Raw genomic sequence first — 22,630 nt, 5'->3', positions numbered from 1 at the left:
AGGTGGGCCAATTTCTTATTTTTTTAGAAATGGTAGTTTGTCCATCACGAATTTAGTATAAATTTCATTTTAATATATAGTAATGACTAATGATTCTATGAAAGAAAAGAATGAAAAGATGAACAATAAAAATAAAGGAAAAGTATTTTATGGTAATGATTGTTGCGAAGTAAGAGCATGTAGCCATATTAACATCCCTAAGTCAGAACTTACAGAATTTGTTAGAGTTCTTCAAACTCTTGGTCAAGCTATTCTAGTTCAATATGGATCTGGTTGCCTAGGCGGAGGAACTACGGGGACTACTGGTGCTCAAGGGCCTCAACAAGGACCTGCGGGCGATACAACTGCGACACTATCTGTCTTCCGAATTTACTAACCACAATTTCCGAAAATATTTTGGGAGGACTAAGCACATTTATAAGTAATAGATGTGATTTTGATTGACTATTAAATCTCTCTTTTAATAAAAAGGAGCACTTGTTTGGGAGGATAAGTGCTCCTTCTTTACGTTTCTTTACCTCAAATTTACTCTATCTTAATCCTCATTTTGTATGATAAATAATGAAGTCAAAGATATGAAAGAGGGATGAAAATGAGAGTTATGTCACTAATACGCATTTGGTTTGCTCTTATGGTATGCATTATTTTATGTGTAGGATTTTTTTTAACTCTAAAATATTCCACTATATCAAAAGCAGAGAGAAAAACTGTTCCATACAAACTTTTGTATACAAAACAAAGCAACATCCCTTATTCCAATGCAACAAATAATGAAAAAAAAGTTATAAAAGGAATGCTTATTACGAAAGCTTCTAGTTCCGAGGCGTTACTCCAAATTGCTGAAACGATTAAAGATCAGTATACAAATAAAAAAATCGATGAAATTACACTTTCTATCCACAATGAAAATAATGGTAATTACGAAGAAGAATTGCCTTACGAACCTATTAGTAAAGGCAAAATAATCGTCACATACGATTCCGAATCCTTTGGCAGTACGAATATTGTACTTAATGAGTAATATCATGTATCTCAACGGATATGGATTAATAGCTAATTAAGATAGACAAAAATCTCTACCGATTAAAATTTTATTTTGTTTTCATACAAAAAAAGAGGCGAATTTTTTTATTCGCCTCTTTCTTTTACCAAAATGAAGGAATCCATTCTTTCACTTTATCAAGCCACTCTTGTTGCTCTTGTTTTCGTTGTTGTTCCTCTTCTTTCCTTCTCTTCTCTTCTTCTTTTCTTCGTTTTTCCTCTTCTATTGTAGTCAATTGTTTTTTATAATCAGCCTCAGATATGAGCGATAACTGGAATGCTTTTTGAGCTGGATTTGCGTTTGCTTTTTTCATAATATCCCGGAACATTGTCGTCGTAATTTGACTACCACCCGGAACATAATGATCGCTATCTGTTTTATCATATCCTACCCAAATCGCACCTACCAAATCTGGCGTGTATCCAACAAACCATGAATCCTTTGCACCGGTGCTCGGGCCATTTACAATTTGAGTAGTTCCTGTCTTACCTGCCGTATCAACATTATTAACTTTCGCCTTTTCACCCGTTCCCTTTTCGACAACACCTTTTAATAAATATGTCATCTTTTGAGAAATTTTCTCGCTCGTCACTCGTGTCTCTTTCTTATACCACTTTCCAAGCGTTTCACCTTCAGCATTTTGTACCTCCCTAATTGCATGAGCTTCCACTTGGACTCCATCATTTGCAAATGTACTGTATGCTTGAGCCATTACAAATGGAGATGTCCCCACATGCATACCGCCTAAAGCAATCGGATACGTACGATCTTCTGGCACTAATGGGATACCAAATCGCTCTAAAGATTTCAATCCTTTATCTAATCCAATTTGTTCTAATAGCCACACAGCTGAAACATTGTACGACTTTGCCACAGCTTCATACATTGTCACATCACCGTGAAAAGTATGATCGCTATTTTGTGGTTTATATTCTTTAATGTTAAATGGTTCATCTTTTAATATATCGTATACTTCATATCCTTGTTCTAACGCTGGTACATATACAGCCAAAGGCTTTAACGTTGAGCCAGGTTGTCTTTTTAATTGGGTTGCATGGTTAAACTGTAAAAACTGATACGGCCCTCTGCCTCCAACTAGAGCTGGTACACCACCTGTTTTTGGGTTCATAAGAACTACACCCGTTTGCATAAGTTGGTCTGAGCCACTATCTTTGAAATAACTATCATTATTCACAACGTCTTCTACAGCCTGTTGTTTTTTCGGGTCAAGCTCTGTATAAATACGATAACCACCCGCTAAAATTTCATTTTGTGTTAATTCGTACTTTTCCATCGCCTCTCTAACAATATAGTCTACATATTGAGAGTATTTTCCCTTGTATTTATCATCAACGCCACGTTTTAACACAAGTCCGCTCTCTTTTTCTTTATTATACTGTTCGTCAGAAATATACCCTTGCTCTTTCATTAAACTTAATACGACATTACGTCTTTCAATTGACTTGTTAAAGTTTTTATAAGGTGAATACGCAGATGGTGCTTTAATCAAGCCCGCAATCGTTGCAGCTTCTGAAATTGTTAAATCTTTTACATCTTTATCAAAATAAGATTTAGCTGCCCTTTTTATACCCCAAGCACCTTCACCAAAATAAATTTGGTTCATATACATTTCAATGATTTCATCTTTCGTATACGTGCGCTCTATTTTTTTCGTTAAAAAATATTCCTTTATTTTTCGGGAGTATGTGCGGTCTTGTGTCAGAAATACATTTTTCGCAAGTTGTTGTGTTATTGTACTTCCCCCTGCTACAACTTCTCCTGCTGTAATATTTTTAAAAACCGCACTTATAATTCCACTATAATAAATACCATGATGGTTAAAAAATTCCTTATCTTCTACTGCAACAATTGCCTGAACCATAATATCAGGAATATCTTTTCTTTTAACGCCTTCTGTTTTCGAAGAAGCTAATTTAGTTGCGACCTCATTATTTGCATCATAAATTAAAGTCGGTTGTGGAACAGCTTGTTTTAATTCAGATATGTCTTGAATGGAAATTATTATATTTACAGCAATAAATAGAGTAACGAATACACTTCCCAATACAATTAATGAATTACGAAGTTTCTTCCTCTTATTGAACCACTCAAGCATTTTTTTAAAATGAGTGTTCTTCAATTTCATTCGTTCACTTCCTTCATTTATTTACACTCTTCTTTTTAAAAGGAAGAATATACCGCCTTTTAAATTTATTATAATAACGTAGTCATTCCTATAGTGTAAAGCTTTTCTTTTGCATTCATACTTTTTGCAAGAAAAGGACATTCTACAAGTAAGATATTCACTATTGGATATTAATATTATTAATAGAACAACGAGAGTTATGTTAAGTTTTTGTAAACTTTTCGATAAAATGTTTTAAAAAACGACAGTTTTTTGTTAGAATTGATTAGCCAATATATTTTACATATATTACTTTTGTGGGGGTAACAATAATGGTCTTTAAATCAAAAAAAGATAAATTTTCTGAAATGTTAATGAATGTTTCCGAAAATTTAAAAGAAGGCGCGCAGTTTTTCGTGGAGTATAAAATTAAAAATGCTAGCGATTTAAAAGAGTTTTCTATGCGCATGAAAGAGTATGAGTCAAAAGGTGACTCATTTATTCACGAAATCATTATGGAGTTAAACAAAGCGTTTATCACTCCGATTGAGCGTGAGGACATCCTACAACTTGCAATGAGTATGGATGATGTATTAGACGGATTAGATCACAGTGCTGGTCTGTTCGAAATGTATTCTATTACAGAAGCTGATGAATACATGATTAAATTCGTAGAAGCAATTAATCAATGTGCGATTGAGATTGCAAACTCTGTTGAATTAATGTCTAACAAAAAATTAGTCGACATTCGTACAAATGCGATTAAAATTAAGGATTATGAATCACAGTGTGATGATATTCGCCGTCATGCGATTAAGAACTTATTCTCTCGTGAAAAAGATCCGATTAAGATTATTCAATTTAAAGAGATTTACGAAGAGCTTGAAGAAGTAGCTGATAGCTGTCAAAGCGTTGCAAACGTATTAGAAACAATTATTATGAAGAACGCGTAAGGAGTTTGATCATGGATACACTCTTGATACTGACCGTTTTAGTAGTCATTTGCGCTTTAGCTTTTGACTTTATCAATGGATTTCACGATACAGCAAACGCTATTGCAACGGCTGTTTCAACGAAAGCTCTAAAGCCTAGACATGCCATTATTATGGCGGCTATTATGAACTTTTTAGGCGCAATGACATTTACAGGTGTAGCAAAAACGATTACAAAAGATATCGTTGATCCATTCGCCTTACAAAATGGTTCTCTTGTAATTTTAGCTGCTTTGCTTGCGGCGATAGCTTGGAACTTAATTACTTGGTACTACGGTATTCCAAGTAGTTCTTCGCATGCAATTATCGGCTCAATCGCAGGTGCAGCAATTGCGGCCGCTGGGATTAGCTCGCTAAATCTTAAAGGATTTATTAAAATTATTGAAGCTTTAATCATTTCACCGATTATCGCTTTCGTTATTGGTTATATCGTATACAGTATTTTTAAAGTAGTATTTAAAAACTTTAACTTAACAAAAACGAATAAGAACTTCCGTATATTCCAGATTTTCACTGCAGCATTACAAGCCTACACACACGGTACGAATGATGCACAAAAAGCAATGGGAATCATTACGATGGCTCTTATGGCTAATAACTATCATACTTCTAGCGATATCCCGTTCTGGGTACAATTATCTTGTGCTATCGCAATGGGGCTTGGTACTTCTGTCGGTGGATGGAAAATTATTAAAACTGTCGGTGGACAAATTATGAAAATTCGTCCTGTAAATGGTGTAGCTGCCGATTTATCATCATCACTTGTTATTTTCGGTGCAACATTCATTCACTTACCGGTTAGTACGACGCACGTTATCTCTTCTTCTATTTTAGGGGTTGGTGCTTCTCACCGTGTGAAAGGGGTAAAATGGGGAACTGCAAAACGTATGTTAATTACATGGGTTATTACACTTCCTATTTCAGCTTCTTTAGCTGCTCTGTTTTACTACCTATTACATTTTGTTTTCTAATCAAAAGTCGTCTTCCTTATTTTTCTAGGAAGACGACTTTTTTGTGAACAAGCCTATTTCTCATTAAAAAGCGTGTATAATAATTGATGGATAAGTTATTTAGAGGAGTTGGCAATTTTGGAATACATCATGTTACTTTTCATCGGACTAATCGCCGGAACAGTCGGCAGCCTAGTTGGGCTTGGAGGCGGAATTATTATTGTTCCGTTATTAATTGGATTACACAGTTTATCACCACAACTTGCAGTAGGGACTTCTATGGTAACAGTCGTTTTCACAGGACTATCTTCCACCCTTACTTACATGAAGCATAAGCGAGTAGATTATAAAAGTGGACTTATTTTATTTATCGGAAGCGGCCCTGGTGGTATTATCGGATCATGGGCAAATAAATTTTTAAACCAAGACACATTTTCTTTATACTTTGGGATTTTCCTTATATTCGTCTCAATTCTACTTATGCTTCGAGACAAATTAAAACCTCTTTCCCTCTCAAATACGTCTGTAATTAAGCGTTCTTTTACAGATAATGATGGAAATACTGTACACTACCAATTCCCACCGTTTCTTGCTATCTTTATCGCTTTTATAGTTGGGTTTATATCTGGATTATTTGGAATTGGTGGCGGTGCCTTACTTGTTCCAGCAATGATGCTTCTTTTTGCATTCCCAGCACATATTGCAGTAGCAACTTCAATGTTCATCGTATTTCTATTAGCAATTGTAAGTTCTGCAACTCACATCTCACTTGGAAATGTCAGCTGGATTTATGCATTAATCCTGATTCCGGGTGCATGGATTGGCGGAAAAATCGGGGCTTACATTAATACAAAACTAAGTGGTAACGCCGTAATTAATTTATTGCGTATTACGTTAATTATTCTTGGAACTAGATTAATCATTATTTCCCTTTTATAACGTATTCTTTTTAGAATGCGTTTTTCTTATACACATGAATATAAAAATCCTCCGAGGAGAACAAATAAAATTAAACAAACACATAATAACATATAATTTGAAATATGTACTTTCTTCAAGTTGACCACTCCTATAACTGCGACTGTTATCTTTATGATAGCGAAAAAATAGTTCACTTGCAGTTACAGAGTGCTAACAATGCAAAATCAATTATTACAAATTTTATCCTTATATTTCATTTCTTTGTATATTCTATCGATTTAATAAAAAAAGATGTCATATTGACATCTTTTTTAGTGAAGAAGTGACCATCCCATGAAGTCTTCATGTACTTGGCACGCCCTCTTATCCTTTCGATCATATAATTCAGCATAACTATCTGTTTCTTCATCATAAGCCATCGTATAAATAATTTGGCCGTCTACTTCAACGGATAAAACGACTCCACCTTTCATCTCTTCTACATGAATGATAGCATTCGCCGGAATTCTCATATCCGTCATTCTCATCGCATCTAACAATATACTAAACCCCCTACAGCGTATTCATTGCTAGTACTATTACACACTAAATAGTATACTACTGTAATAGCATACATTTCGTCAATGAAATTGCTGTTGAAATAACATATTGTCTATATACATATACGCTAAAATAGAAGAAATAGAAACATATTAATGGGGGGCTAACATTGATTCTACACAAAGGAGATGTACTATTCCGTCAAGGCGAGGACGGTCCTTTATACTTTATAAAAACAGGCTTATTAAAAGTAGTTCGGCTAGAAGAAAACGGAACACCATTTTTATTCAACATTATCGTTCCAGGTGAAACGATACCTCATCATTCTTTAATTTCACCGAAAGAATATCACGGTACAGCTATCGCTTTAATAAAAACAGAAGTGGAACCGATCACTAGTAGTGAATGGTATGAGAGACTTCAAGCAAATCCCGAATCGTATGCTAACATTGCTATGCAATTGCAATCTAAATTAAGAATGATGCAACAACGAATTGATCAATTGACAACCGTCTCTCCGAAAGAACGTCTTCATCGTTTACAAGAATGGTTCACCCTATATTTAGGTGACATTCCTATATATGAAATATTAACACAAACCGAAATTGGCCAACTGATAGGTATACGCCGTGAAACAGTAAACCGTTTATTACGAGAACAAATAAAAAACGAGGTAAAATAAATACCTCGTTTTTTTGCTTATTGTAAGCTTGTTGCTGGGCCGAAAAATTCATAATGAATATGCTCTTGTTTCACACTTAAATCAGTTAGTGCAGCATTTATATACTTCATAAATGCTACTGGACCACAGAAATAGAACTCTGCTTCAGTTGTCGGAATAATAGTTTTTAACCATTCACTTTCAATGAAACCTTCTTTATCAAAGTTCTTCATTTCTAAATCTTTTTCAGTCGGTGCAGAATAACAAGTATATGCTTTCACTTGTTCATATTCATTTTCTACTGCCTTAACGTGTTCTTTCATTGCATGTGTATTACTATTTATTGCTGCATGAACAAAATATACATTACGTTTTGAATCTTGTTCAATTAACGTATTTAACATACTCATCATCGGTGTAATCCCTACTCCACCACTAATTAGTACAACTGGTAATGTTGAATCCATATTTAACACGAAATCTCCCGCTGGTGCACTTACTGGTAAAACATCTCCTTCTTTTACATGTCCATGTAAGTAATTAGACACTTTACCGTCTGGTGTATCTACACCTTTTTCTTTTTTTACACTAATACGATAATATTCTTTCCCAGGAGCATCGGATAAACTGTATTGACGATTATGTGTATATGTCTCACCTTCAATATTGATTTGAATCGTTACATATTGACCTGGGATGAATGAAGAAACTTTCCCTCCATCTTCAGGTTTCAAATAAAATGACGTAATAACATCGCTTTCCTTCACTTTTTTTACAATCACAAAGTTGCGGAAGTCTTTCCATCCACCTTCTTTATGTGCAGCTTCTTCATACATCTCTGCTTCAATGCTAATGAATGCATCAGCAATTACACCATATGCTTCTCCCCATGCATTTAAAACTTCATCAGGTGCACCTGCGACCTCTTTAATGGCACGTAGTAAACATGTACCTACAATCGGATAATGCTCAGCTTTAATCCCTAAACTTCTATGCTTATGACCAATTTGTTTTACAACTGGAATAATTGCTTCTAAATTATCAATGTACGTTGCAGCTGCATAAACAGCATTCGCTAACGCTTGTTGTTGTCTTCCCTTTTTCTGATTCGTATGGTTGAAAATATTCAACAATTCCGGATGTTCCGAAAATAAAATTTGATAGAATCTCGTTGTAATTTCAACACCTTTTTCTTGTAATAATGGTACTGTTGACTTTACGATTTCAATTGTTTTTGCACTTAACATTGTATCCCACTCCTCTATTTCCTTAACTGTTTTTAGTTTAACTGAATCTTATAATGCAGATTGTGATTTTAATCACTATTAACACGGTGTTTTTGTGAATAATATATGAACATTGCATTTACAAAAGAAAATAAGCTAACTAGAATTCTAGCTAGCTTATTATTTTGTTTGTATAGCTTGTTCGATTACTTTTATATCTTTCCCATCGCCAAACTCCGTATACCCCCAGATATTCGTTTCACCTCTATATTTATTTACGATAATATCCAAGTCATGATATACACGGTGGGCATACACTACATACTCAATATTTTGAAGTTCCACACCTTTTTTTACAATTTCATAGCTTCTATTTACATCGCGTTTTATTTTTTCATTCTTTATTTCCGTATGTATATTTTTTAAAGATTGTTCTTGTTGTTGAAACCATTGCTTAAATTGATTCCAATCCCCGTCTGTATAATTCTCTGCTTTACCATAATTTAAGAAATTATTATAGCTTTCATGTGTCATTCGAATAAAATCTAGCACTTTTGTCTCTTCTTGCACATCTTCTATTTGAGCTATTGTATTTACCTCAGCAGGCTTATTCGCATAATGTAACAGCACTTTCATAAGACTATAACTCGCAATGATCATCACGATAATAATACCTAATACATTTAACAATTTCTTCATACACAGAACTCCTTCTCTACTAAAAATATTACAACGTATGACTATACTTGTAACATTCTCTCGTAGAAATATAATTCCTGTATTAATTCTTCCTATCATTTCGACAATATTTTTCTATACATTTCTCGTTGGCAAATGTTCTTGTAAAACAATATATCCTTCATAAGCTGTGTAACCGAGTATAATCATTAATCCGATATAACAAGCAAATACTGTCCATTTCGTTTTCGCATCCACTTTATAATAGTTTTCTTGTTGTTCCTTTTCTGTTTTCCATTCATTTAATTTTCTTTCTGACGCTTCAAATGCTTCCCTTATGTGAATTGTATACTCATCTTTTTCATCTTCATATGGAACATAATCTAACGGTTCGAACTTCGGTAAAAGATACTCTAACACTTCCATTTTTTGAAGTTCACCTATTTGTAACTCTTTTTCCCGTTCTCTTTGTCTTAATGCATTCATCTCATGATGCATCACGTATATAGTCCGATGTACAGCACCCGTTTCTTTTAATTCCTCTTCAAGCCTAGTAACATATTCTTTCATCCCATCAATTTTATGCCCTAATTCCTTAATCGGCTCATCTCTCTTTATTACTCTATATAACTCCATACAACCGATAATAACAATAAATCCTCCCAAAATACTTTTAAAGTAAATTGAATAGCCAAGTAATAAAATAAGGCCTGCTCCCCAAATTTTAGTACTGACAACTGAAATAATTCTCCCACCATCTAGCGGCGAAACGGGAATTAAATTAAAGAAATTAATCATACTTCCAAGCAAAATAACAAGCGCCCAAAATGGCTCTTTCGTCATTATATAAAGCGGTATCGCCGGTAAAAATGACAGAAGTCCGAAAAGCGGCCCCATATAGGCAATGTAAGCTTCATCTTTCGCATTTTTCGGCATCTCTTTCATTCCAATAAGGGCCCCCATAAATGGAAGAAAGATTGCTGGCGATGTCGGGATCCCCTTTCTTTTCGCAGCCCATAAATGGCCCATTTCATGAACAAACAACAAATAAATGAGCGCTACTCCAAATTTCCAACCATATAGAACTGCGTATGCGCCAAGCGATAGAAACATACTAAATACCGTTGAAAACTTTGCTAATTTAAAAATTGCAAATACCCACTTTAACTTAGACAGTAAAAATAGACCTACCGCAACAATAATTCCCCATAATCCTTTTTTATTATTTTTCATATTCCTCTCCTTTATCTCTCATTAATGAATCATATTCATTCATCAAAGCTTGTTCTTTTCTCTATTATGACATATTTTTTTCTATTGTTAGAAATAATGTTTATATAATCCATTTTCAGCCAAAAATATAAATAAAAGGAGGTGTACACAAATGAATTTACAATCTCTTATAATAGGTGCTCTATCGTTTTTAGCTTCAACTCTTATTTTTTATACCGTTAGTTACGTATTATTATTAGATTTGTTGCCCAATCACGTATTTATTGCCCTTGTCATCCTTTCCGCTCTTATGATTTCTTTTCTTATTACACGAAAATCAATGAATGAGCCATCTGCAAAAGCAAAGTAATAGAGAGGGGTGCTTTCCCCTCTCTATTATCATTTCCTAGGAAAGGCCATATAGATTTGACGAGTTTACATTCATTCCAATCCGTAAGGGCTAATTAAAGGCTCACTTTATCTTTGAAAATTCATTTTTTCACCATAATCTTTAACAATCTGAATTATATTTTGAAACACACCTATTTTTTCTTTTTCACTGTTTAATATTTTCAAATCATAATTTTCGTAATATGTTTCTAATGATTTTAATTGTGATTGTGAAGCGCTTTTTATCAGAACAGTAGCATGCAATTCATATTGCTTATACCCTTCCTTTACTTTTTCACCTAAAATTATTTCACTCTCTTTTGCTCCAATTAATTTTTGAACTTTTTCTGGAAAATTGAGTTGCAAATAATATTCTTGCTCCTTCACTAACTTATTGTATAGTGATTGTGAAATCGTATACCGTACCGTATAATTCACGTTTTGATCGCCTGTTTTAATATGAAATGCGGTAATCTGTAAATCTTTTTTTGTTACTTCTGTTAAAGGGCTTACCTGCATCTCATCTTCTTTTTGTTCTGAGACATTTGGAAATATATCCAAAAGCTTTTCCGTATCTTTTTCATTCAACATATACATAGCTTTCTTATATTGCACCCATCCTCGTCTATCTTCTCCTCTTAACCATGCATAATAAGTTTCTTTTTTCCCATCTCTACTAATTTGTATTTCATATTCAGGTTCACCGAAGCTTCCTGTTATTTCTTGTTTCTCAGCTTTATTCAAAATGTCTATTACTAACTTCGCTTCTGATTCCTGCAACTTTTTCTCTTTATGTTTTTTTTGTATAACGGTTACCCCTATTGTTTCTTTCACTTCATTCACCGTCTCTTCTACTTTTTTTGTTTCTTTTTTCGGCTCAACTTGACCACAAGCTGCTAGTAACATAACAAACAACAACACCAATACATATTTCCCTTTCAAATTAATCCTCCTCTTACGATAAGAAATCCTTATAATCTTCATACATAAAACAAAAACGTGACATCCTATTAAATACGCTATACTAATCATTGAAAGGAGGTCTTTATCATGTCCATTAATTTTCATGATGAAAATAATAAGTACACATATGCAACAAGAAACGCTCATATTTCTTGGGCTGAAATGGTAAAAAACATTACAGAAATACAAAACAAGCAAATAATTGATATCGGCTGTGGTGGTGGGATTTATACGAAAGAACTCGCTCTTATGGGAGCCAAAAATGTTGTGGGACTTGATTTTTCAAAAGAAATATTACAAGCTGCAAAAGAAAATTGTAACAACTTTTCAAACATTTCATTCATCCACGGTGATGCACATAATATCCCATACCCTAATGAAACATTCGACATAGTTATTTCGCGTGCAGTTATTCATCATTTACAAGACATTGCTACATTTTTACGTGAAGCTTCTCGTATATTAAATAAAAACGGTGTACTTATTTTACAAGATCGAACAATTGAAGATTGTACAATTCCAGGAAGTCCCGAACACATTCGCGGATATTTTTTCTCTCTATTTCCAAAACTTATTGAAATAGAGTCAAAAAGACGTCCAAAAACCAACACTATACAGACAGAATTACAAAAACATTCTCTTCATGTACTTCCCGCACAAACACAATGGGAAATACGAAAAATACATGATTCTGTAGAAGCATTATTGCAAGATTTATCTCCTCGAACAGGTCGATCCATTCTATATGAGTTAACAGATGATGAACTTTCTCAACTTCTACAACATATACAGACCGCATTACAAAACGTCTCTCCTATTATTGAAAGAGATCGATGGACAATTTGGAGCGCCATGAAGTTGTAAGGAAGGAAGCCTCACAAAATAATGTGAGGCTTCCTTTCTTTCATAATCTAATTTTGCAACACTCTTGATATCCTCCACTTCTGGCCTGTGCACTTCCACACTTCGGACATACTAAATATCTAGACTGATTTGTCAATAAACTACCTTTTTGAAAGAGTAAAACTTCTGCTTGTTTAAACGAACGCGAATAATATAACCACATAAAACCAATTATAGCAATAATGCCAAATAATACTCCCATCGCAAGCATTTCAGTCACCTCTTTTGGTTTGTTCTTTCCAGCAAGTGGATTGTTGTATTATTCTCTGTAAATTCAAACAATCCCTTCTTTACTCCTATAAATATCAACTTTCTCTATAAATTTTACAATTCTCCGCAAATTTTTACTCCTATTTTACAATTCATTATTCCTTTTGCAACAACGAATATCACTTTCGATATTTCCATATATAAATATATCTTCCAAAAAACATATTGACTTTCTAAAAAAAACATGCAACAATACTGTCAGAATACTTGAATAAAAATTCATTGACGAGAACGAGTACGTTATAGAACTGTTCCCCAGAGAGTTGGCGATTTGCTGAAAGCCAACGTTCAGTGCGTAACCGAAAATCATCTCCGAGAAGTAGAACCGAATGTTACAGTAAGTTCTTACCGGCCGTCCCCCGTTACAAGGAACACGTATCATGTTGTACGTTGCAAAGCCGTATACATATAGATTTATTTCTACATGTGTAAATTAGGGTGGTATCGCGGGTAAATATAACTCGTCCCTTTCTTTAGGGACGAGTTTTTTGTGTTCTTACAAATGAATGAAAAAGGAGGAAAAACAATGAACACTGTATCAAAAAAACATATTTTTTTCACGGGTCTTATGCTATTTTCTTTATTTTTTGGGGCAGGTAATTTAATTTTCCCTCCCATGCTTGGGCAAAACGCAGGTGAAAACTTTTGGCCAGCAATGATTGGATTTTTACTAACAGGAGTTGGCTTACCACTACTTACTGTTATCGCAATTTCTCTATCAGGAAATGGAATGCAGCAACTTGCAAGTCATGCCCATCCATTATTCGGAATTTTCTTTACAGTAGTTGTATACATTGCCATCGGTCCATCCATGGGCATCCCACGTGTTGCAAATGTCGCTTATGAAATGGGGGTTAGTTCTTTCTTGCCAGAAACAATCCGCTCTAGCAGCCTAGTGCTATTTGTATATACAATCATCTTCTTTACTATCGTATTTTGGCTGAGTTTGAATCCATCTAAACTTGTTGATCGTATTGGGAATGTATTAACACCTATTTTATTACTCTCTATTTTCTTATTATTTGTTAAAAGTGTATTTACACCACTTGGGCAATCAGGACCAGCGATGCAAGAGTATCAAACTTCTCCAATCTTCAAAGGCTTTATGGAAGGCTACTTAACAATGGACACTATTTCAGCACTTGCATTCGGAATTATCGTTGTAAATGCAATTCGCTCTAAAGGTGTGAATGATCGTAAGTCCATTGCCATCGCCACAGCAAAAGCAGGGCTTATTGCCGCTACAGGGCTCGTACTTGTATACGGTGCACTCGGCTGGCTTGGGGCAACTAGCGTCTCGCTCGGATATGCAAAAAATGGCGGACAGCTACTTACTGTTATCGTACAACAATTATTCGGTCCATACGGTTTGCTCCTATTATCTCTTATCGTTACACTCGCTTGTTTAACGACATGCGTTGGACTCGTATCTGCGTGCAGCCAATATTTTTCAACATTATTGACTACATTTTCATACAAAACGTTCGCGAGTATCATTTGCGCATTAGGATTACTAGTTGCCAACTTAGGTTTAACGAAAATTATCGCAATCTCTGTTCCAATTCTACTTGTTGTGTATCCAATTGCGATTGTACTCGTACTACTATCATTACTTCATAAATACTTCGGTGGATATCGCTCTGTTTATGTAGGTGCTTTAATTGGAGCAGCTGTAGTGAGCGTATTTGATGGATTAAAACAAGGTGGTATTTCAGTTTCATTTATCACACCATATTTTGAATTTATCCCTTTATATAATGAAGGAATCGGCTGGCTAATACCAGCATTAGTAGGAGGTCTTATTGGTCTTGCAACGGCTAGGTTAAGCGGTACGAAAAAAGTTCCATTAGTAACCGAATCTCACGAAGTAAAAGCCTCCTAAAAAAACTCCCAAAAGGGAGTTTTTTTACATTTGATACGCAGCATGATTAAAACTGCTTATTTTATAAGCCTTCGTATAATATTCAATATTTGTATCAACTGTTTCTACCTTGACAACATCATAGCGCTCTTCTTGCTTTACTAAAAATAAATAGTATTCCTCTGTTGCCTCAATAATCGCAATTTTATCTGTTTCAATATTATATTGTTCACAAAGCGCTTGTAATGCGTTCACATAATCCCCTAATTTTTTAGACTTATCCATTCCGAATATAGTTTGAACTAACATATACATTCTCCCCTTTATATGTACTGTTAACACCTAAATGATAACGCTTACATTATTTATCGTCAATAAAAACATTCAATTGTTTTAATGCCAAATCTATATTGTATCGAGCCAATAATCAGCGAGGAATTCCCCACCAATTAAAGTTTTACTTTATCCCGCATTAACTGCCCGTAAAAGCCCGATTGGTGAGGGCTGATAATCAGTGGGAGAGGAACAACCTCCCCACTGATTAAAGTTTCACTTTATCACTTCGTTAATTGATGCCTAAATGCATAAATAACCGCCTGAGTACGGTCACTTACATTCAATTTATTTAATATATTACTCACATGTGTCTTTACCGTTTTCAGTGCAATAAATAACTCGTCCGCAATCTCTTGATTACTTTTTCCCTCTGCAATTAATAACAAAATCTCAAACTCTCTTTCCGTTAAATCATCATGCAAAGGTTGCTCTTTCTTTTGACGCATACGGGACATCATTTTCCCGGTAACTTTCGGCTCTAATACTGTTTCTCCATCATAAGTAGCTCGTACAGCATCAGCAATATCACTTGCTCTTGATGTTTTTAATAAGTAACTGGTCGCCCCAGCCTCAATAACAGGATACAATTTTTCGTCATCTAAAAAGCTTGTTACAACTACAATTTTTGCTTCTGGCCATTCTTGAATAATAGCACGTGTTGCTTCGACACCATCCATCTCATCCATAACAAGGTCCATTAAAATAATATCCGGCCTTAATTGCAATGCTAATTCTGATCCTTTTCTTCCATTCTCAGCTTCCCCTACTACTTCAATATCTGGCTGTGTAGATAAATATGCCGATACACCCATACGAACCATTTCATGATCATCGACAAGCAATACTTTTATCATACTTCTCCCCCTCTCTCAATCATAATCGGTACTTTTACTTCTATTTGTGTACCTTTGGCCGGGAAACTAAGTACCTTAAGTGTCCCACCAATTTCATGAACACGCTCTTGCATCGATCTTAGGCCATATGAACCAGCCTTATTAACCCCTACTTCAAACCCAACGCCGTCATCAATGATTTTTAAAATCGCATATTGATCAATTTTTCGAAGGCGCACTTCTGTTTTCTTTGCCTTCGCGTGTCGCAACGTGTTTGATAGCGCTTCTTGCACAATACGGAATAAATGATCTTCTACACCTTTTTTTAATTCTATTGGCTCAATAAGCCATTCAATTTTCATATGTTGTTTTCGCGATAATTCCGTTAATAATTCCTCTATACCTTCTGTCAGTTTCTTACCTTCCAATTGTACAGGACGTAAATGAAGGAGCAATGCTCTCATTTCTGATTGAGCATTTACAACCATATTTTCAACAAGTTGCAATTGTTTTTTTGTCACCTCTGGAAATTCAGTTATTTGTTCATTAATCGCTGACATCATCATCGACATTGCGAAAAGCTGCTGACTTACTGAATCATGCAACTCCCTTGCTAAACGATGCCTTTCTTGAGAAATCGCTTCTTGTCTCATCTCTTCATTCCAATGAGCTCGTTCATTCGTTACTTTTTGAAAGAGTCCAGCTTGCTCCTCTAATCGACGAGCCAGAACGATTACTTTTCGTTCCACTTCATGAAATTCATCATCTGCAGTAAACGAAACATCGCTCGGAAAATTCCCTCGCTCTACTTCAAATAGAAAAGTATTTAATCCTTGTATACGCTGCTCTATATAATAACCGATTGCATATCCTACAATTCCCCCGATAAGTAAACTTGTAGTCATAATAAACAAGCCAATTGGAACAGAAGCGATGGATTCCTTCCATAATAAATCATACACTTGTTGCTCGCTTTTCCATACATATACAATTGTACAAATGAGTGCGATACTAACTGAGGACAACATAGAATAACGAATATACATCCACGAAATATTTTTTTGTTTCTTCATTATACTTTCCTCACTTCCGTGTCGCCTACGACAAGCGAAGAAATAATTTTAATACGACGAGGAGCCTCTTTATACTGCTCTGTTCTAAATGTAACATTGCGGTTAAACCCTGTCTCTTCATGACCTGGCAAGAGCACACGTCCGACAATAACAGAATGATTTAAAGAAAGTTCAATATCATATGGCACATATAAACGAATATTACCAACGACACCCCGAATAACAATTACCGTTTCCCCTTCTGGAATCATAGCAGTTGTTAAATCTATTTCCACATCACAAGCACCATATTGAACATTAATATCCTCAAGTTCATAAATATGATCCATCATTCGTACATTGCCTACAAACATATTTTTCAAATATGTTTCTGTACGATATATTTGCTTCTCTTCGTCTATAATCCCTTTTTCTTTAATTTCAACCTTCATTGCTTTTTGCTGATGCCCTTGTTGAATCAATTGATAACCAATTAAAGCTAAACAAGCAAATACGACAAGAACAAATGCTGCTGATGAAAATAAGAAAAATAAAAATACGATACCACCAACAAATAAAAATACATTTCCCCGTACATAACGATTCTTTTTACGATAATGCCTTCCAAACATAAGCATAATAAATGCAAAAATGAGACCACCTGGTTCAAAATGTCCAAGTATCATATCAAGAAAAAGACCGAATCCAAATATGATGAGGAGCATCCCCATTAATTGTGTCTTTGAAAAATGTTTCTTCATTTCAGCTCCCCCCTTCTTGTCACATATACATAGAAGAAAAGGCATTGCTTTCCAACACCTTTTCTCCTATCACTATATCATAAGCCTGTTTTATAATATACTACTATTATTTTGTTAACTCTTTCGTTAACGATACATCATTCTTTTCTTTCATTTCACGCTCAAGTTTTGCAATTTTCATATCAAACGTGTCACGCTCATGCTCTTCATTCATACGAGTTTCTAAGTCACGAATATGATCTTCAATCTCTTCAAATCGTAAGAACGGATTATTTTCATCCATTTTATGCATCGCAGTATTCATACGACGATTTGCATGTGCCATATTTTCACGTGCCATTAGTTCCATGCGCTTTGCGTGCATTTCTTTTAATTTATTTTTCATTTCAGAAAGACGACGCTCTAACTCATCAATTTGCTCTACAACACCTGCATACATTTCTTCTAATCGAGTTACTTGCCCTTCATAATAAGCTACCTCTTCTAACGCACGTTCGTGCAATTGTAATTCGTCTGCTTCTTGAGCAATGATAGCTTGCTTTGATCTTTTATTAACGAAATAACGTGCTTGCTCAAGCTCACGAGCAAAATTAGATTTTAATGTTTTATGACGCTCAATTAACTTCTCAATTTTTGTTATTTCACGCTCACTATCACGTAAATATTGGTTTAACATCGCAATTGGATTTTTTCTTTCCTTCTCATCTAACACGTTATGAAAATCAGCTAAAATTGCATCGCGTACACGTCCGAATAAAGATTGTTTCATTATAAATCTTCCTCTCTTCTACTTTATTTATAATTTGATTTATTGTTTTAGTTTTTCATTAATTTGTTCCACTCATCTTCAAAGTTACTATATGGTTTAGAACTTTCTGGAGCAGATTCAACAACTACATCTTTTTCTTTTTTCCACTCACGGTATCCGTAGTATAAAACCACTAAAGCAGCGATACCGATTAATGCTGGCGAATGAGAAAGTGCAATGGATAAACCGATTAAACCAACAATACCCCAAGCTAACTTTCCAAAAAATGATTTAGCTCGCACAAATGATTTATAGCTCCAATATACAACTCCTGCTCCGATTGCGAATCCTACAATACCAGCAAGACTACCAAGAGCAATTAAAGCCAAAATACCGGCTGCGATAAACGCTAGAAATTGTTTCATCTTGTGCTTGCCTCCCTTCGATTTGATACTCTTATCTTAACTATTTTTTCATCTTTCCATAACGAGCTTAAGAACCGTTTTTAACTCAGACTTAAGACCGAGTCATATTCAGCCCTTTACGCAAAAAAACGTGCAGAGTCTATTCTCTGCACGTTTTTTAATTACTAACATTCATATTAAATTAAGCTGTTTTATGATACTCTTTTTTCTCAGCTACTTTCGAAAACCTTGGAAACCCAATTAAAATAGAAACAATCCCACATACTCCAACTAAGATTGGATAAAATGCATATGGCAACAATTCAACCGGAGATAACGCTGCAAATCCTGCTGCCGTTAACATTTGGGCACCGTACGGAATTAATCCTTGCACACAACATGAGAAAAGATCTAATACACTCGCTGATTTACGAGGATCTATTTCATATTGATCTGCAATATTTTTTGCAAGCGGGCCTGTAAAGATAATTGAAATCGTATTATTCGCTGTACACATATTCGTCATACTCACTAAACCAGCAATACCAAATTCCGCTCCTTTTTTCGAACGAATATTACGTGTTAATACATTCATTAAATATTGAATACCACCATTATATTGGATTAATTCAACCATACCGCCAATTAATATAGCAAGTAATACTAACTCCATCATACCGCCCATTCCAGTCGTTACACTTTTAAAGAAACTTTCTAACGTGTAACTTCCATCTATAAGGCCGATAACACCAGATAGTACAGTTCCACCAGTTAATACAATAAGTACATTCCAGCCAAGTAGCGCTGTAATAAGTACTCCTGCGTACGGTAAAATCTTTATCCAATCAAAGCTATGTGCTTTAATCTGCGTGTCACTTCCTGAAGTAACTATTACTAATAGTACAATTGTAATAATAGCCGCTGGTAACACAATTAAAAAGTTCGTTTTAAACTTATCTTTCATTTCTGTTCCTTGTGAACGAACAGCTGCGATTGTTGTATCTGAAATAAATGATAAATTATCACCAAACATCGCTCCGCCAACAACAGTAGCCATTGCAAGCGCAATTGAGATATCAGTTTGACCACTAATACCTACAGCAATCGGCGCTAATGCTGCAATTGTGCCCATTGAAGTTCCCATCGCTAATGAAATAAATGCACCAATAACAAAGATTCCAGCTACGATAAATCCTGGCGGTAAAATAGTTAACGCTAAATTAACAGTTGAGTCTACTCCGCCCATTCCTTTAGCAGTTTCAGAAAACGCACCTGCAAGCACAAAAATTAATACCATAATCATAATATCCGGATTTCCTGCACCTTTAGCGAACCGCTCTACTTTCACATTAAAACTTTCTTTACGATTCATCACTAAAGCGACTCCTACAGCAATTGAAATCGCTACAAGTATCGGCAATTTATAGAAATCACCTGTAATAATTCCAGAACCAATAAATAGCGCCAAAAATATTCCAAGTGGTAATAAAGCTAAACCATTTCCTCTCGTTTCTTTCAAAGTACCATCTCTCCCTAGTTTCAACCTTTTTCTAATGAATAACAAAAGACCTCTTCCGATGAGAAGAGGTCTTATACATCTATAAGAAACACTCTTCTCATCTTTCAAGCACACGCTTGCTGGATTTGGCACAGCACTCTGAAATCGAGTCCGCTGCCGAGGCATCGTAGGGCCAGTCCCTCCGCCTCTCTTTATAAGAAGGTTTCATATTTATTTTTTAATAATAATTTCTTCCCTAACTTTACTCGCTTACAAAACAAAAGTCAATTATTTTTTGTATAGATTTTTTTGGTAATTATACAAAAATTTGAATACAACAATCATTTTAACTTTTCGATTTCTTCTTCCAATATTGAAATCCAATAAAATTCACTATTTTTTATTGTTGCTAATATCCATTTCGTAGTGTGCCAAGCTAGCTCATACTCTTCCTTCGTGACATCACCACTTTTATAAGCATCCTCTAGCTCCTCTTCATCTAATACATACACCTTACCGCTAGATAATAATACTACATCTAAATATAAATCATCAAAATACGGTAAACCACGATCGTCTATTTTATATTCTTTCGCCACATCGATATAATATTGCACTAATTTTTTCTGATCATCTAACATAGCGGTAATCGCAAAGTTTTTCCCGTCTATGAAATATTGAATCCACGTATACTGATCTGCTGCAATACAAAGTTCTTCACCATCATATTCTTTACAACTAGGCTCTCTCACCTTTTTTATATCCAGTATTCCGAGCATTCCCTCTTCCACTTGCTTAACCGTATAACTCTTTTCTATTAGTCTCTTCCACGAAGAACCGTCACCATATTTTCGTTTCATTATGTCTGCTCCTCTTCTATATACAGAAAAGCTCCCACATATTATGTGAGAGCTTGTTCATATTATAATTAAGCCGCTTGACCCTTTTCAGAAATCTCTTTTAAATAAGCTTGTCCTTTTTCAGCGTCATATTGACCTTCCCACTTAGACATAACTACAGCTGCTAAAGAGTTTCCTACAACGTTAACTGCTGTACGAGCCATATCTAAAATACGGTCAATACCAGCAATGAACGCTAAGCCTTCAGGTGGAATACCTACTGTACCAAGTGTCGCTAATAATACAACGAATGATACGCCCGGTACACCTGCGATCCCTTTTGATGTAACCATTAATACAAGCAACAATGTAATTTGTTGTGTAATAGATAAATCAATACCGTACATTTGCGCTAAGAAAATAGCCGCAATTGCTTGATATAAAGTTGATCCATCTAAGTTAAATGAATAACCTGTCGGAATAACGAAAGATGTAATTGCTTTCGGACAACCGAATTTCTCCATTTTCTCCATGATTTTTGGTAAAACTGTTTCTGAGCTTGCTGTAGAATACGCTAAAATCAGCTCGTCTTTTAAAATCTTAAAGAATTGGAAAATGTTAATTCCAAATATTTTCGCTGTAAGTCCTAAGACAACTACGACGAAGAAGATCATTGCTCCATATACGACAATTAGTAATTTCCCTAATGGAATTAATGAAGCAAGACCAAATGTAGAAACTGTAACACCAATTAGTGCAAATACACCAAATGGCGCAAATTTCATAACTTGGTTTGTTACGTAAAACATTGCGTCAGCTACACCTTGGAAAAATTGAAGAACTGGTCTTCCTCTTTCACCAATTGCTGCTACACCTAAACCAAATAGTACAGAGAAGAAGATAATAGCTAGCATATCTCCGTCAGCTAACGACTTCATAATGTTCGTTGGAACAATATTTACAAATGTATCTGCAAATGAATGACTTTGTACTTGCTCTGTCGTATGTGTATATTTCGAAATATCTGTCTTTGTTAACTGCTCCATATTTACGCCTTTTCCTGGTTGGAAAATATTCGCTATTAATAGACCGACAATAATTGCAATTGTTGTAATGATTTCAAAGTAAATAATTGTTTTTCCGCCTAGTCGACCTAGTTTTTTAACATCGCCAACACCAGCAACCCCAACAACAATACTTGCTACAACAATTGGCACAACGATCATTTTAATTAATCGGATGAAAATATCACCAATTGGTTGTAAATAACTCACCACTGCTGGATTGCCAAAGAAAATCGCCCCAACCGCAATACCAAGCGCAAGTCCTATTAATATTTGCCATGCTAGTCCTATTCTTTTCATATTTGTTGTAACCCCCTCTTCGATGTGTCACTCTATCTCTCATTCTATCTCTATAAAACTA

The 22,630-nt window shown here is 35.0% G+C and carries 25 protein-coding genes, 1 riboswitch and 1 other annotated feature; of the genes, 9 read left to right on the top strand and 16 right to left on the bottom strand.

The features are described from left to right. Nucleotides 1-97 precede the first annotated feature (97 nt). Nucleotides 98-376 carry a hypothetical protein gene (locus ACTFN4_RS08260; protein ID WP_439962312.1) on the top strand — a complete coding sequence of 93 codons (279 nt, stop codon included), beginning with the start codon at nucleotides 98-100 and terminating at the stop codon, nucleotides 374-376. A 216-nt stretch (nucleotides 377-592) separates the two neighbouring features. Continuing rightward, nucleotides 593-1,021 (top strand): hypothetical protein, encoded by a 429-nt coding sequence (locus ACTFN4_RS08255; protein WP_001265569.1) that lies wholly within the window; start codon nucleotides 593-595, stop codon nucleotides 1,019-1,021. A gap of 124 nt (nucleotides 1,022-1,145) precedes the next feature. On the opposite strand, the gene ACTFN4_RS08250 is transcribed toward ACTFN4_RS08255, so the two are convergent. Next, entirely contained in the window at nucleotides 1,146-3,188 is a 2,043-nt protein-coding gene (locus ACTFN4_RS08250; RefSeq protein WP_000769242.1) for a transglycosylase domain-containing protein, read from the bottom strand. Nucleotides 3,189-3,499: 311 nt separating this feature from the next. On the opposite strand from ACTFN4_RS08250, the gene ACTFN4_RS08245 reads away from it, so the two are divergent. The 3 genes from ACTFN4_RS08245 to ACTFN4_RS08235 all read left to right on the top strand — a co-directional run bounded on the left by ACTFN4_RS08245 (nucleotide 3,500) and on the right by ACTFN4_RS08235 (nucleotide 6,048). Beyond that, complete coding sequence (locus ACTFN4_RS08245) at nucleotides 3,500-4,120, top strand: DUF47 domain-containing protein (RefSeq protein ID WP_000231449.1); 621 nt, start codon at nucleotides 3,500-3,502, stop codon at nucleotides 4,118-4,120. An 11-nt stretch (nucleotides 4,121-4,131) separates the two neighbouring features. Continuing rightward, nucleotides 4,132-5,130: an inorganic phosphate transporter gene (locus tag ACTFN4_RS08240; protein WP_000380272.1), complete on the top strand. Its 999-nt coding sequence runs from the start codon at nucleotides 4,132-4,134 to the stop codon at nucleotides 5,128-5,130. Between the two features lie 117 nt (nucleotides 5,131-5,247). Then, nucleotides 5,248-6,048, top strand: a complete 801-nt coding sequence (locus ACTFN4_RS08235) for a sulfite exporter TauE/SafE family protein (RefSeq protein ID WP_439962209.1) — start codon at nucleotides 5,248-5,250, stop codon at nucleotides 6,046-6,048. A gap of 293 nt (nucleotides 6,049-6,341) precedes the next feature. Here ACTFN4_RS08235 and ACTFN4_RS08230 read toward each other — a convergent pair whose 3' ends face one another. Next, nucleotides 6,342-6,569: a hypothetical protein gene (locus ACTFN4_RS08230; RefSeq protein ID WP_000883008.1), complete on the bottom strand. Its 228-nt coding sequence runs from the start codon at nucleotides 6,567-6,569 to the stop codon at nucleotides 6,342-6,344. 170 nt (nucleotides 6,570-6,739) lie between these two features. Here ACTFN4_RS08230 and ACTFN4_RS08225 point away from each other — a divergent pair, with 170 nt between their 5' ends. Continuing rightward, entirely contained in the window at nucleotides 6,740-7,252 is a 513-nt protein-coding gene (locus tag ACTFN4_RS08225; RefSeq protein WP_000600589.1) for a Crp/Fnr family transcriptional regulator, read from the top strand. 17 nt (nucleotides 7,253-7,269) lie between these two features. On the opposite strand, the gene hmpA is transcribed toward ACTFN4_RS08225, so the two are convergent. The 3 genes from hmpA to ACTFN4_RS08210 form a co-directional block, all read right to left on the bottom strand. Continuing rightward, entirely contained in the window at nucleotides 7,270-8,478 is a 1,209-nt protein-coding gene (gene hmpA, locus ACTFN4_RS08220; RefSeq protein WP_000947337.1) for an NO-inducible flavohemoprotein, read from the bottom strand. Nucleotides 8,479-8,637: 159 nt separating this feature from the next. Next, on the bottom strand, nucleotides 8,638-9,156 hold the full coding sequence (locus ACTFN4_RS08215; RefSeq protein WP_000735227.1) for a hypothetical protein: 519 nt from the start codon (nucleotides 9,154-9,156) through the stop codon (nucleotides 8,638-8,640). Between the two features lie 114 nt (nucleotides 9,157-9,270). Then, nucleotides 9,271-10,368 (bottom strand): site-2 protease family protein, encoded by a 1,098-nt coding sequence (locus ACTFN4_RS08210; protein WP_439962208.1) that lies wholly within the window; start codon nucleotides 10,366-10,368, stop codon nucleotides 9,271-9,273. 151 nt (nucleotides 10,369-10,519) lie between these two features. Between ACTFN4_RS08210 and ACTFN4_RS08205 the strand changes: the two genes are divergently transcribed. Further along, nucleotides 10,520-10,717: a hypothetical protein gene (locus tag ACTFN4_RS08205; RefSeq protein WP_001053356.1), complete on the top strand. Its 198-nt coding sequence runs from the start codon at nucleotides 10,520-10,522 to the stop codon at nucleotides 10,715-10,717. Between the two features lie 107 nt (nucleotides 10,718-10,824). Here the strand turns inward: ACTFN4_RS08205 and ACTFN4_RS08200 are convergent, their stop codons facing one another. Beyond that, nucleotides 10,825-11,679, bottom strand: a complete 855-nt coding sequence (locus ACTFN4_RS08200; RefSeq protein ID WP_000677061.1) for a hypothetical protein — start codon at nucleotides 11,677-11,679, stop codon at nucleotides 10,825-10,827. Nucleotides 11,680-11,787: 108 nt separating this feature from the next. Between ACTFN4_RS08200 and ACTFN4_RS08195 the strand changes: the two genes are divergently transcribed. After that, nucleotides 11,788-12,564 (top strand): class I SAM-dependent methyltransferase, encoded by a 777-nt coding sequence (locus ACTFN4_RS08195; RefSeq protein WP_000026278.1) that lies wholly within the window; start codon nucleotides 11,788-11,790, stop codon nucleotides 12,562-12,564. Between the two features lie 40 nt (nucleotides 12,565-12,604). Here ACTFN4_RS08195 and ACTFN4_RS08190 read toward each other — a convergent pair whose 3' ends face one another. Beyond that, nucleotides 12,605-12,814: a hypothetical protein gene (locus tag ACTFN4_RS08190; protein ID WP_000880630.1), complete on the bottom strand. Its 210-nt coding sequence runs from the start codon at nucleotides 12,812-12,814 to the stop codon at nucleotides 12,605-12,607. A gap of 272 nt (nucleotides 12,815-13,086) precedes the next feature. Further along, nucleotides 13,087-13,345 (top strand) — a binding site (T-box leader). Nucleotides 13,346-13,399: 54 nt separating this feature from the next. Between ACTFN4_RS08190 and brnQ3 the strand changes: the two genes are divergently transcribed. Further along, nucleotides 13,400-14,755 carry a branched-chain amino acid transport system II carrier protein BrnQ3 gene (brnQ3, locus tag ACTFN4_RS08185; protein WP_001099135.1) on the top strand — a complete coding sequence of 452 codons (1,356 nt, stop codon included), beginning with the start codon at nucleotides 13,400-13,402 and terminating at the stop codon, nucleotides 14,753-14,755. Between the two features lie 24 nt (nucleotides 14,756-14,779). Here brnQ3 and ACTFN4_RS08180 read toward each other — a convergent pair whose 3' ends face one another. From ACTFN4_RS08180 to gltP, 9 genes are all read right to left on the bottom strand, one after another. Next, on the bottom strand, nucleotides 14,780-15,049 hold the full coding sequence (locus tag ACTFN4_RS08180) for a DUF3992 domain-containing protein (RefSeq protein ID WP_306292376.1): 270 nt from the start codon (nucleotides 15,047-15,049) through the stop codon (nucleotides 14,780-14,782). 242 nt (nucleotides 15,050-15,291) lie between these two features. Continuing rightward, nucleotides 15,292-15,924 carry a response regulator gene (locus tag ACTFN4_RS08175; RefSeq protein WP_000598707.1) on the bottom strand — a complete coding sequence of 211 codons (633 nt, stop codon included), beginning with the start codon at nucleotides 15,922-15,924 and terminating at the stop codon, nucleotides 15,292-15,294. Continuing rightward, complete coding sequence (locus tag ACTFN4_RS08170; protein ID WP_000744329.1) at nucleotides 15,921-16,976, bottom strand: sensor histidine kinase; 1,056 nt, start codon at nucleotides 16,974-16,976, stop codon at nucleotides 15,921-15,923. Before ACTFN4_RS08170 ends, ACTFN4_RS08175 begins: the two co-directional genes overlap by 4 nt. Next, nucleotides 16,976-17,716 (bottom strand): cell wall-active antibiotics response protein LiaF, encoded by a 741-nt coding sequence (gene liaF, locus ACTFN4_RS08165; RefSeq protein ID WP_000716095.1) that lies wholly within the window; start codon nucleotides 17,714-17,716, stop codon nucleotides 16,976-16,978. The genes ACTFN4_RS08170 and liaF overlap by 1 nt, the downstream gene beginning before the upstream one ends. A gap of 106 nt (nucleotides 17,717-17,822) precedes the next feature. After that, nucleotides 17,823-18,485, bottom strand: coding sequence for a PspA/IM30 family protein (locus tag ACTFN4_RS08160; protein ID WP_000814124.1), 663 nt, complete (start codon nucleotides 18,483-18,485; stop codon nucleotides 17,823-17,825). Between the two features lie 47 nt (nucleotides 18,486-18,532). Then, entirely contained in the window at nucleotides 18,533-18,889 is a 357-nt protein-coding gene (locus ACTFN4_RS08155; RefSeq protein WP_000808640.1) for a lmo0954 family membrane protein, read from the bottom strand. Nucleotides 18,890-19,070: 181 nt separating this feature from the next. Continuing rightward, complete coding sequence (locus ACTFN4_RS08150) at nucleotides 19,071-20,387, bottom strand: Na+/H+ antiporter NhaC family protein (protein WP_000665496.1); 1,317 nt, start codon at nucleotides 20,385-20,387, stop codon at nucleotides 19,071-19,073. A gap of 94 nt (nucleotides 20,388-20,481) precedes the next feature. After that, a riboswitch (SAM riboswitch) is annotated at nucleotides 20,482-20,587 on the bottom strand. Nucleotides 20,588-20,707: 120 nt separating this feature from the next. Then, nucleotides 20,708-21,226, bottom strand: coding sequence for a DUF402 domain-containing protein (locus ACTFN4_RS08145; RefSeq protein ID WP_000824664.1), 519 nt, complete (start codon nucleotides 21,224-21,226; stop codon nucleotides 20,708-20,710). A 68-nt stretch (nucleotides 21,227-21,294) separates the two neighbouring features. Next, nucleotides 21,295-22,569, bottom strand: coding sequence for a glutamate/aspartate:proton symporter GltP (gltP, locus tag ACTFN4_RS08140; protein ID WP_000821134.1), 1,275 nt, complete (start codon nucleotides 22,567-22,569; stop codon nucleotides 21,295-21,297). Nucleotides 22,570-22,630 lie beyond the last annotated feature (61 nt).

The sequence above is a fragment of the Bacillus cereus group sp. MYBK95-2 genome, from assembly GCF_051915225.1.
Classification (GTDB): domain Bacteria; phylum Bacillota; class Bacilli; order Bacillales; family Bacillaceae_G; genus Bacillus_A; species Bacillus_A cereus.
The sequence above is the reverse complement of the archived record's forward strand: the minus strand, read 5'-3'. Positions and strand labels throughout refer to the sequence as shown.

Bases quoted from the DNA above. Each gene is read 5' to 3' on its own strand.
- gltP (WP_000821134.1), bottom strand. From the start codon at position 22,569: ATGAAAAGAATAGGACTAGCATGGCAAATATTAATAGGACTTGCGCTT.
- ACTFN4_RS08215 (WP_000735227.1), bottom strand. From the start codon at position 9,156: ATGAAGAAATTGTTAAATGTATTAGGTATTATTATCGTGATGATCATT.
- ACTFN4_RS08240 (WP_000380272.1), top strand. From the start codon at position 4,132: ATGGATACACTCTTGATACTGACCGTTTTAGTAGTCATTTGCGCTTTA.
- ACTFN4_RS08205 (WP_001053356.1), top strand. From the start codon at position 10,520: ATGAATTTACAATCTCTTATAATAGGTGCTCTATCGTTTTTAGCTTCA.
- ACTFN4_RS08190 (WP_000880630.1), bottom strand. From the start codon at position 12,814: ATGCTTGCGATGGGAGTATTATTTGGCATTATTGCTATAATTGGTTTT.
- ACTFN4_RS08145 (WP_000824664.1), bottom strand. From the start codon at position 21,226: ATGAAACGAAAATATGGTGACGGTTCTTCGTGGAAGAGACTAATAGAA.
- ACTFN4_RS08160 (WP_000814124.1), bottom strand. From the start codon at position 18,485: ATGAAACAATCTTTATTCGGACGTGTACGCGATGCAATTTTAGCTGAT.
- ACTFN4_RS08195 (WP_000026278.1), top strand. From the start codon at position 11,788: ATGTCCATTAATTTTCATGATGAAAATAATAAGTACACATATGCAACA.
- brnQ3 (WP_001099135.1), top strand. From the start codon at position 13,400: ATGAACACTGTATCAAAAAAACATATTTTTTTCACGGGTCTTATGCTA.
- ACTFN4_RS08250 (WP_000769242.1), bottom strand. From the start codon at position 3,188: ATGAAATTGAAGAACACTCATTTTAAAAAAATGCTTGAGTGGTTCAAT.
- ACTFN4_RS08175 (WP_000598707.1), bottom strand. From the start codon at position 15,924: ATGATAAAAGTATTGCTTGTCGATGATCATGAAATGGTTCGTATGGGT.
- ACTFN4_RS08245 (WP_000231449.1), top strand. From the start codon at position 3,500: ATGGTCTTTAAATCAAAAAAAGATAAATTTTCTGAAATGTTAATGAAT.
- ACTFN4_RS08180 (WP_306292376.1), bottom strand. From the start codon at position 15,049: ATGTATATGTTAGTTCAAACTATATTCGGAATGGATAAGTCTAAAAAA.
- liaF (WP_000716095.1), bottom strand. From the start codon at position 17,716: ATGAAGAAACATTTTTCAAAGACACAATTAATGGGGATGCTCCTCATC.
- ACTFN4_RS08255 (WP_001265569.1), top strand. From the start codon at position 593: ATGAGAGTTATGTCACTAATACGCATTTGGTTTGCTCTTATGGTATGC.
- ACTFN4_RS08260 (WP_439962312.1), top strand. From the start codon at position 98: ATGAAAGAAAAGAATGAAAAGATGAACAATAAAAATAAAGGAAAAGTA.
- ACTFN4_RS08155 (WP_000808640.1), bottom strand. From the start codon at position 18,889: ATGAAACAATTTCTAGCGTTTATCGCAGCCGGTATTTTGGCTTTAATT.
- hmpA (WP_000947337.1), bottom strand. From the start codon at position 8,478: ATGTTAAGTGCAAAAACAATTGAAATCGTAAAGTCAACAGTACCATTA.
- ACTFN4_RS08210 (WP_439962208.1), bottom strand. From the start codon at position 10,368: ATGAAAAATAATAAAAAAGGATTATGGGGAATTATTGTTGCGGTAGGT.
- ACTFN4_RS08170 (WP_000744329.1), bottom strand. From the start codon at position 16,976: ATGAAGAAACAAAAAAATATTTCGTGGATGTATATTCGTTATTCTATG.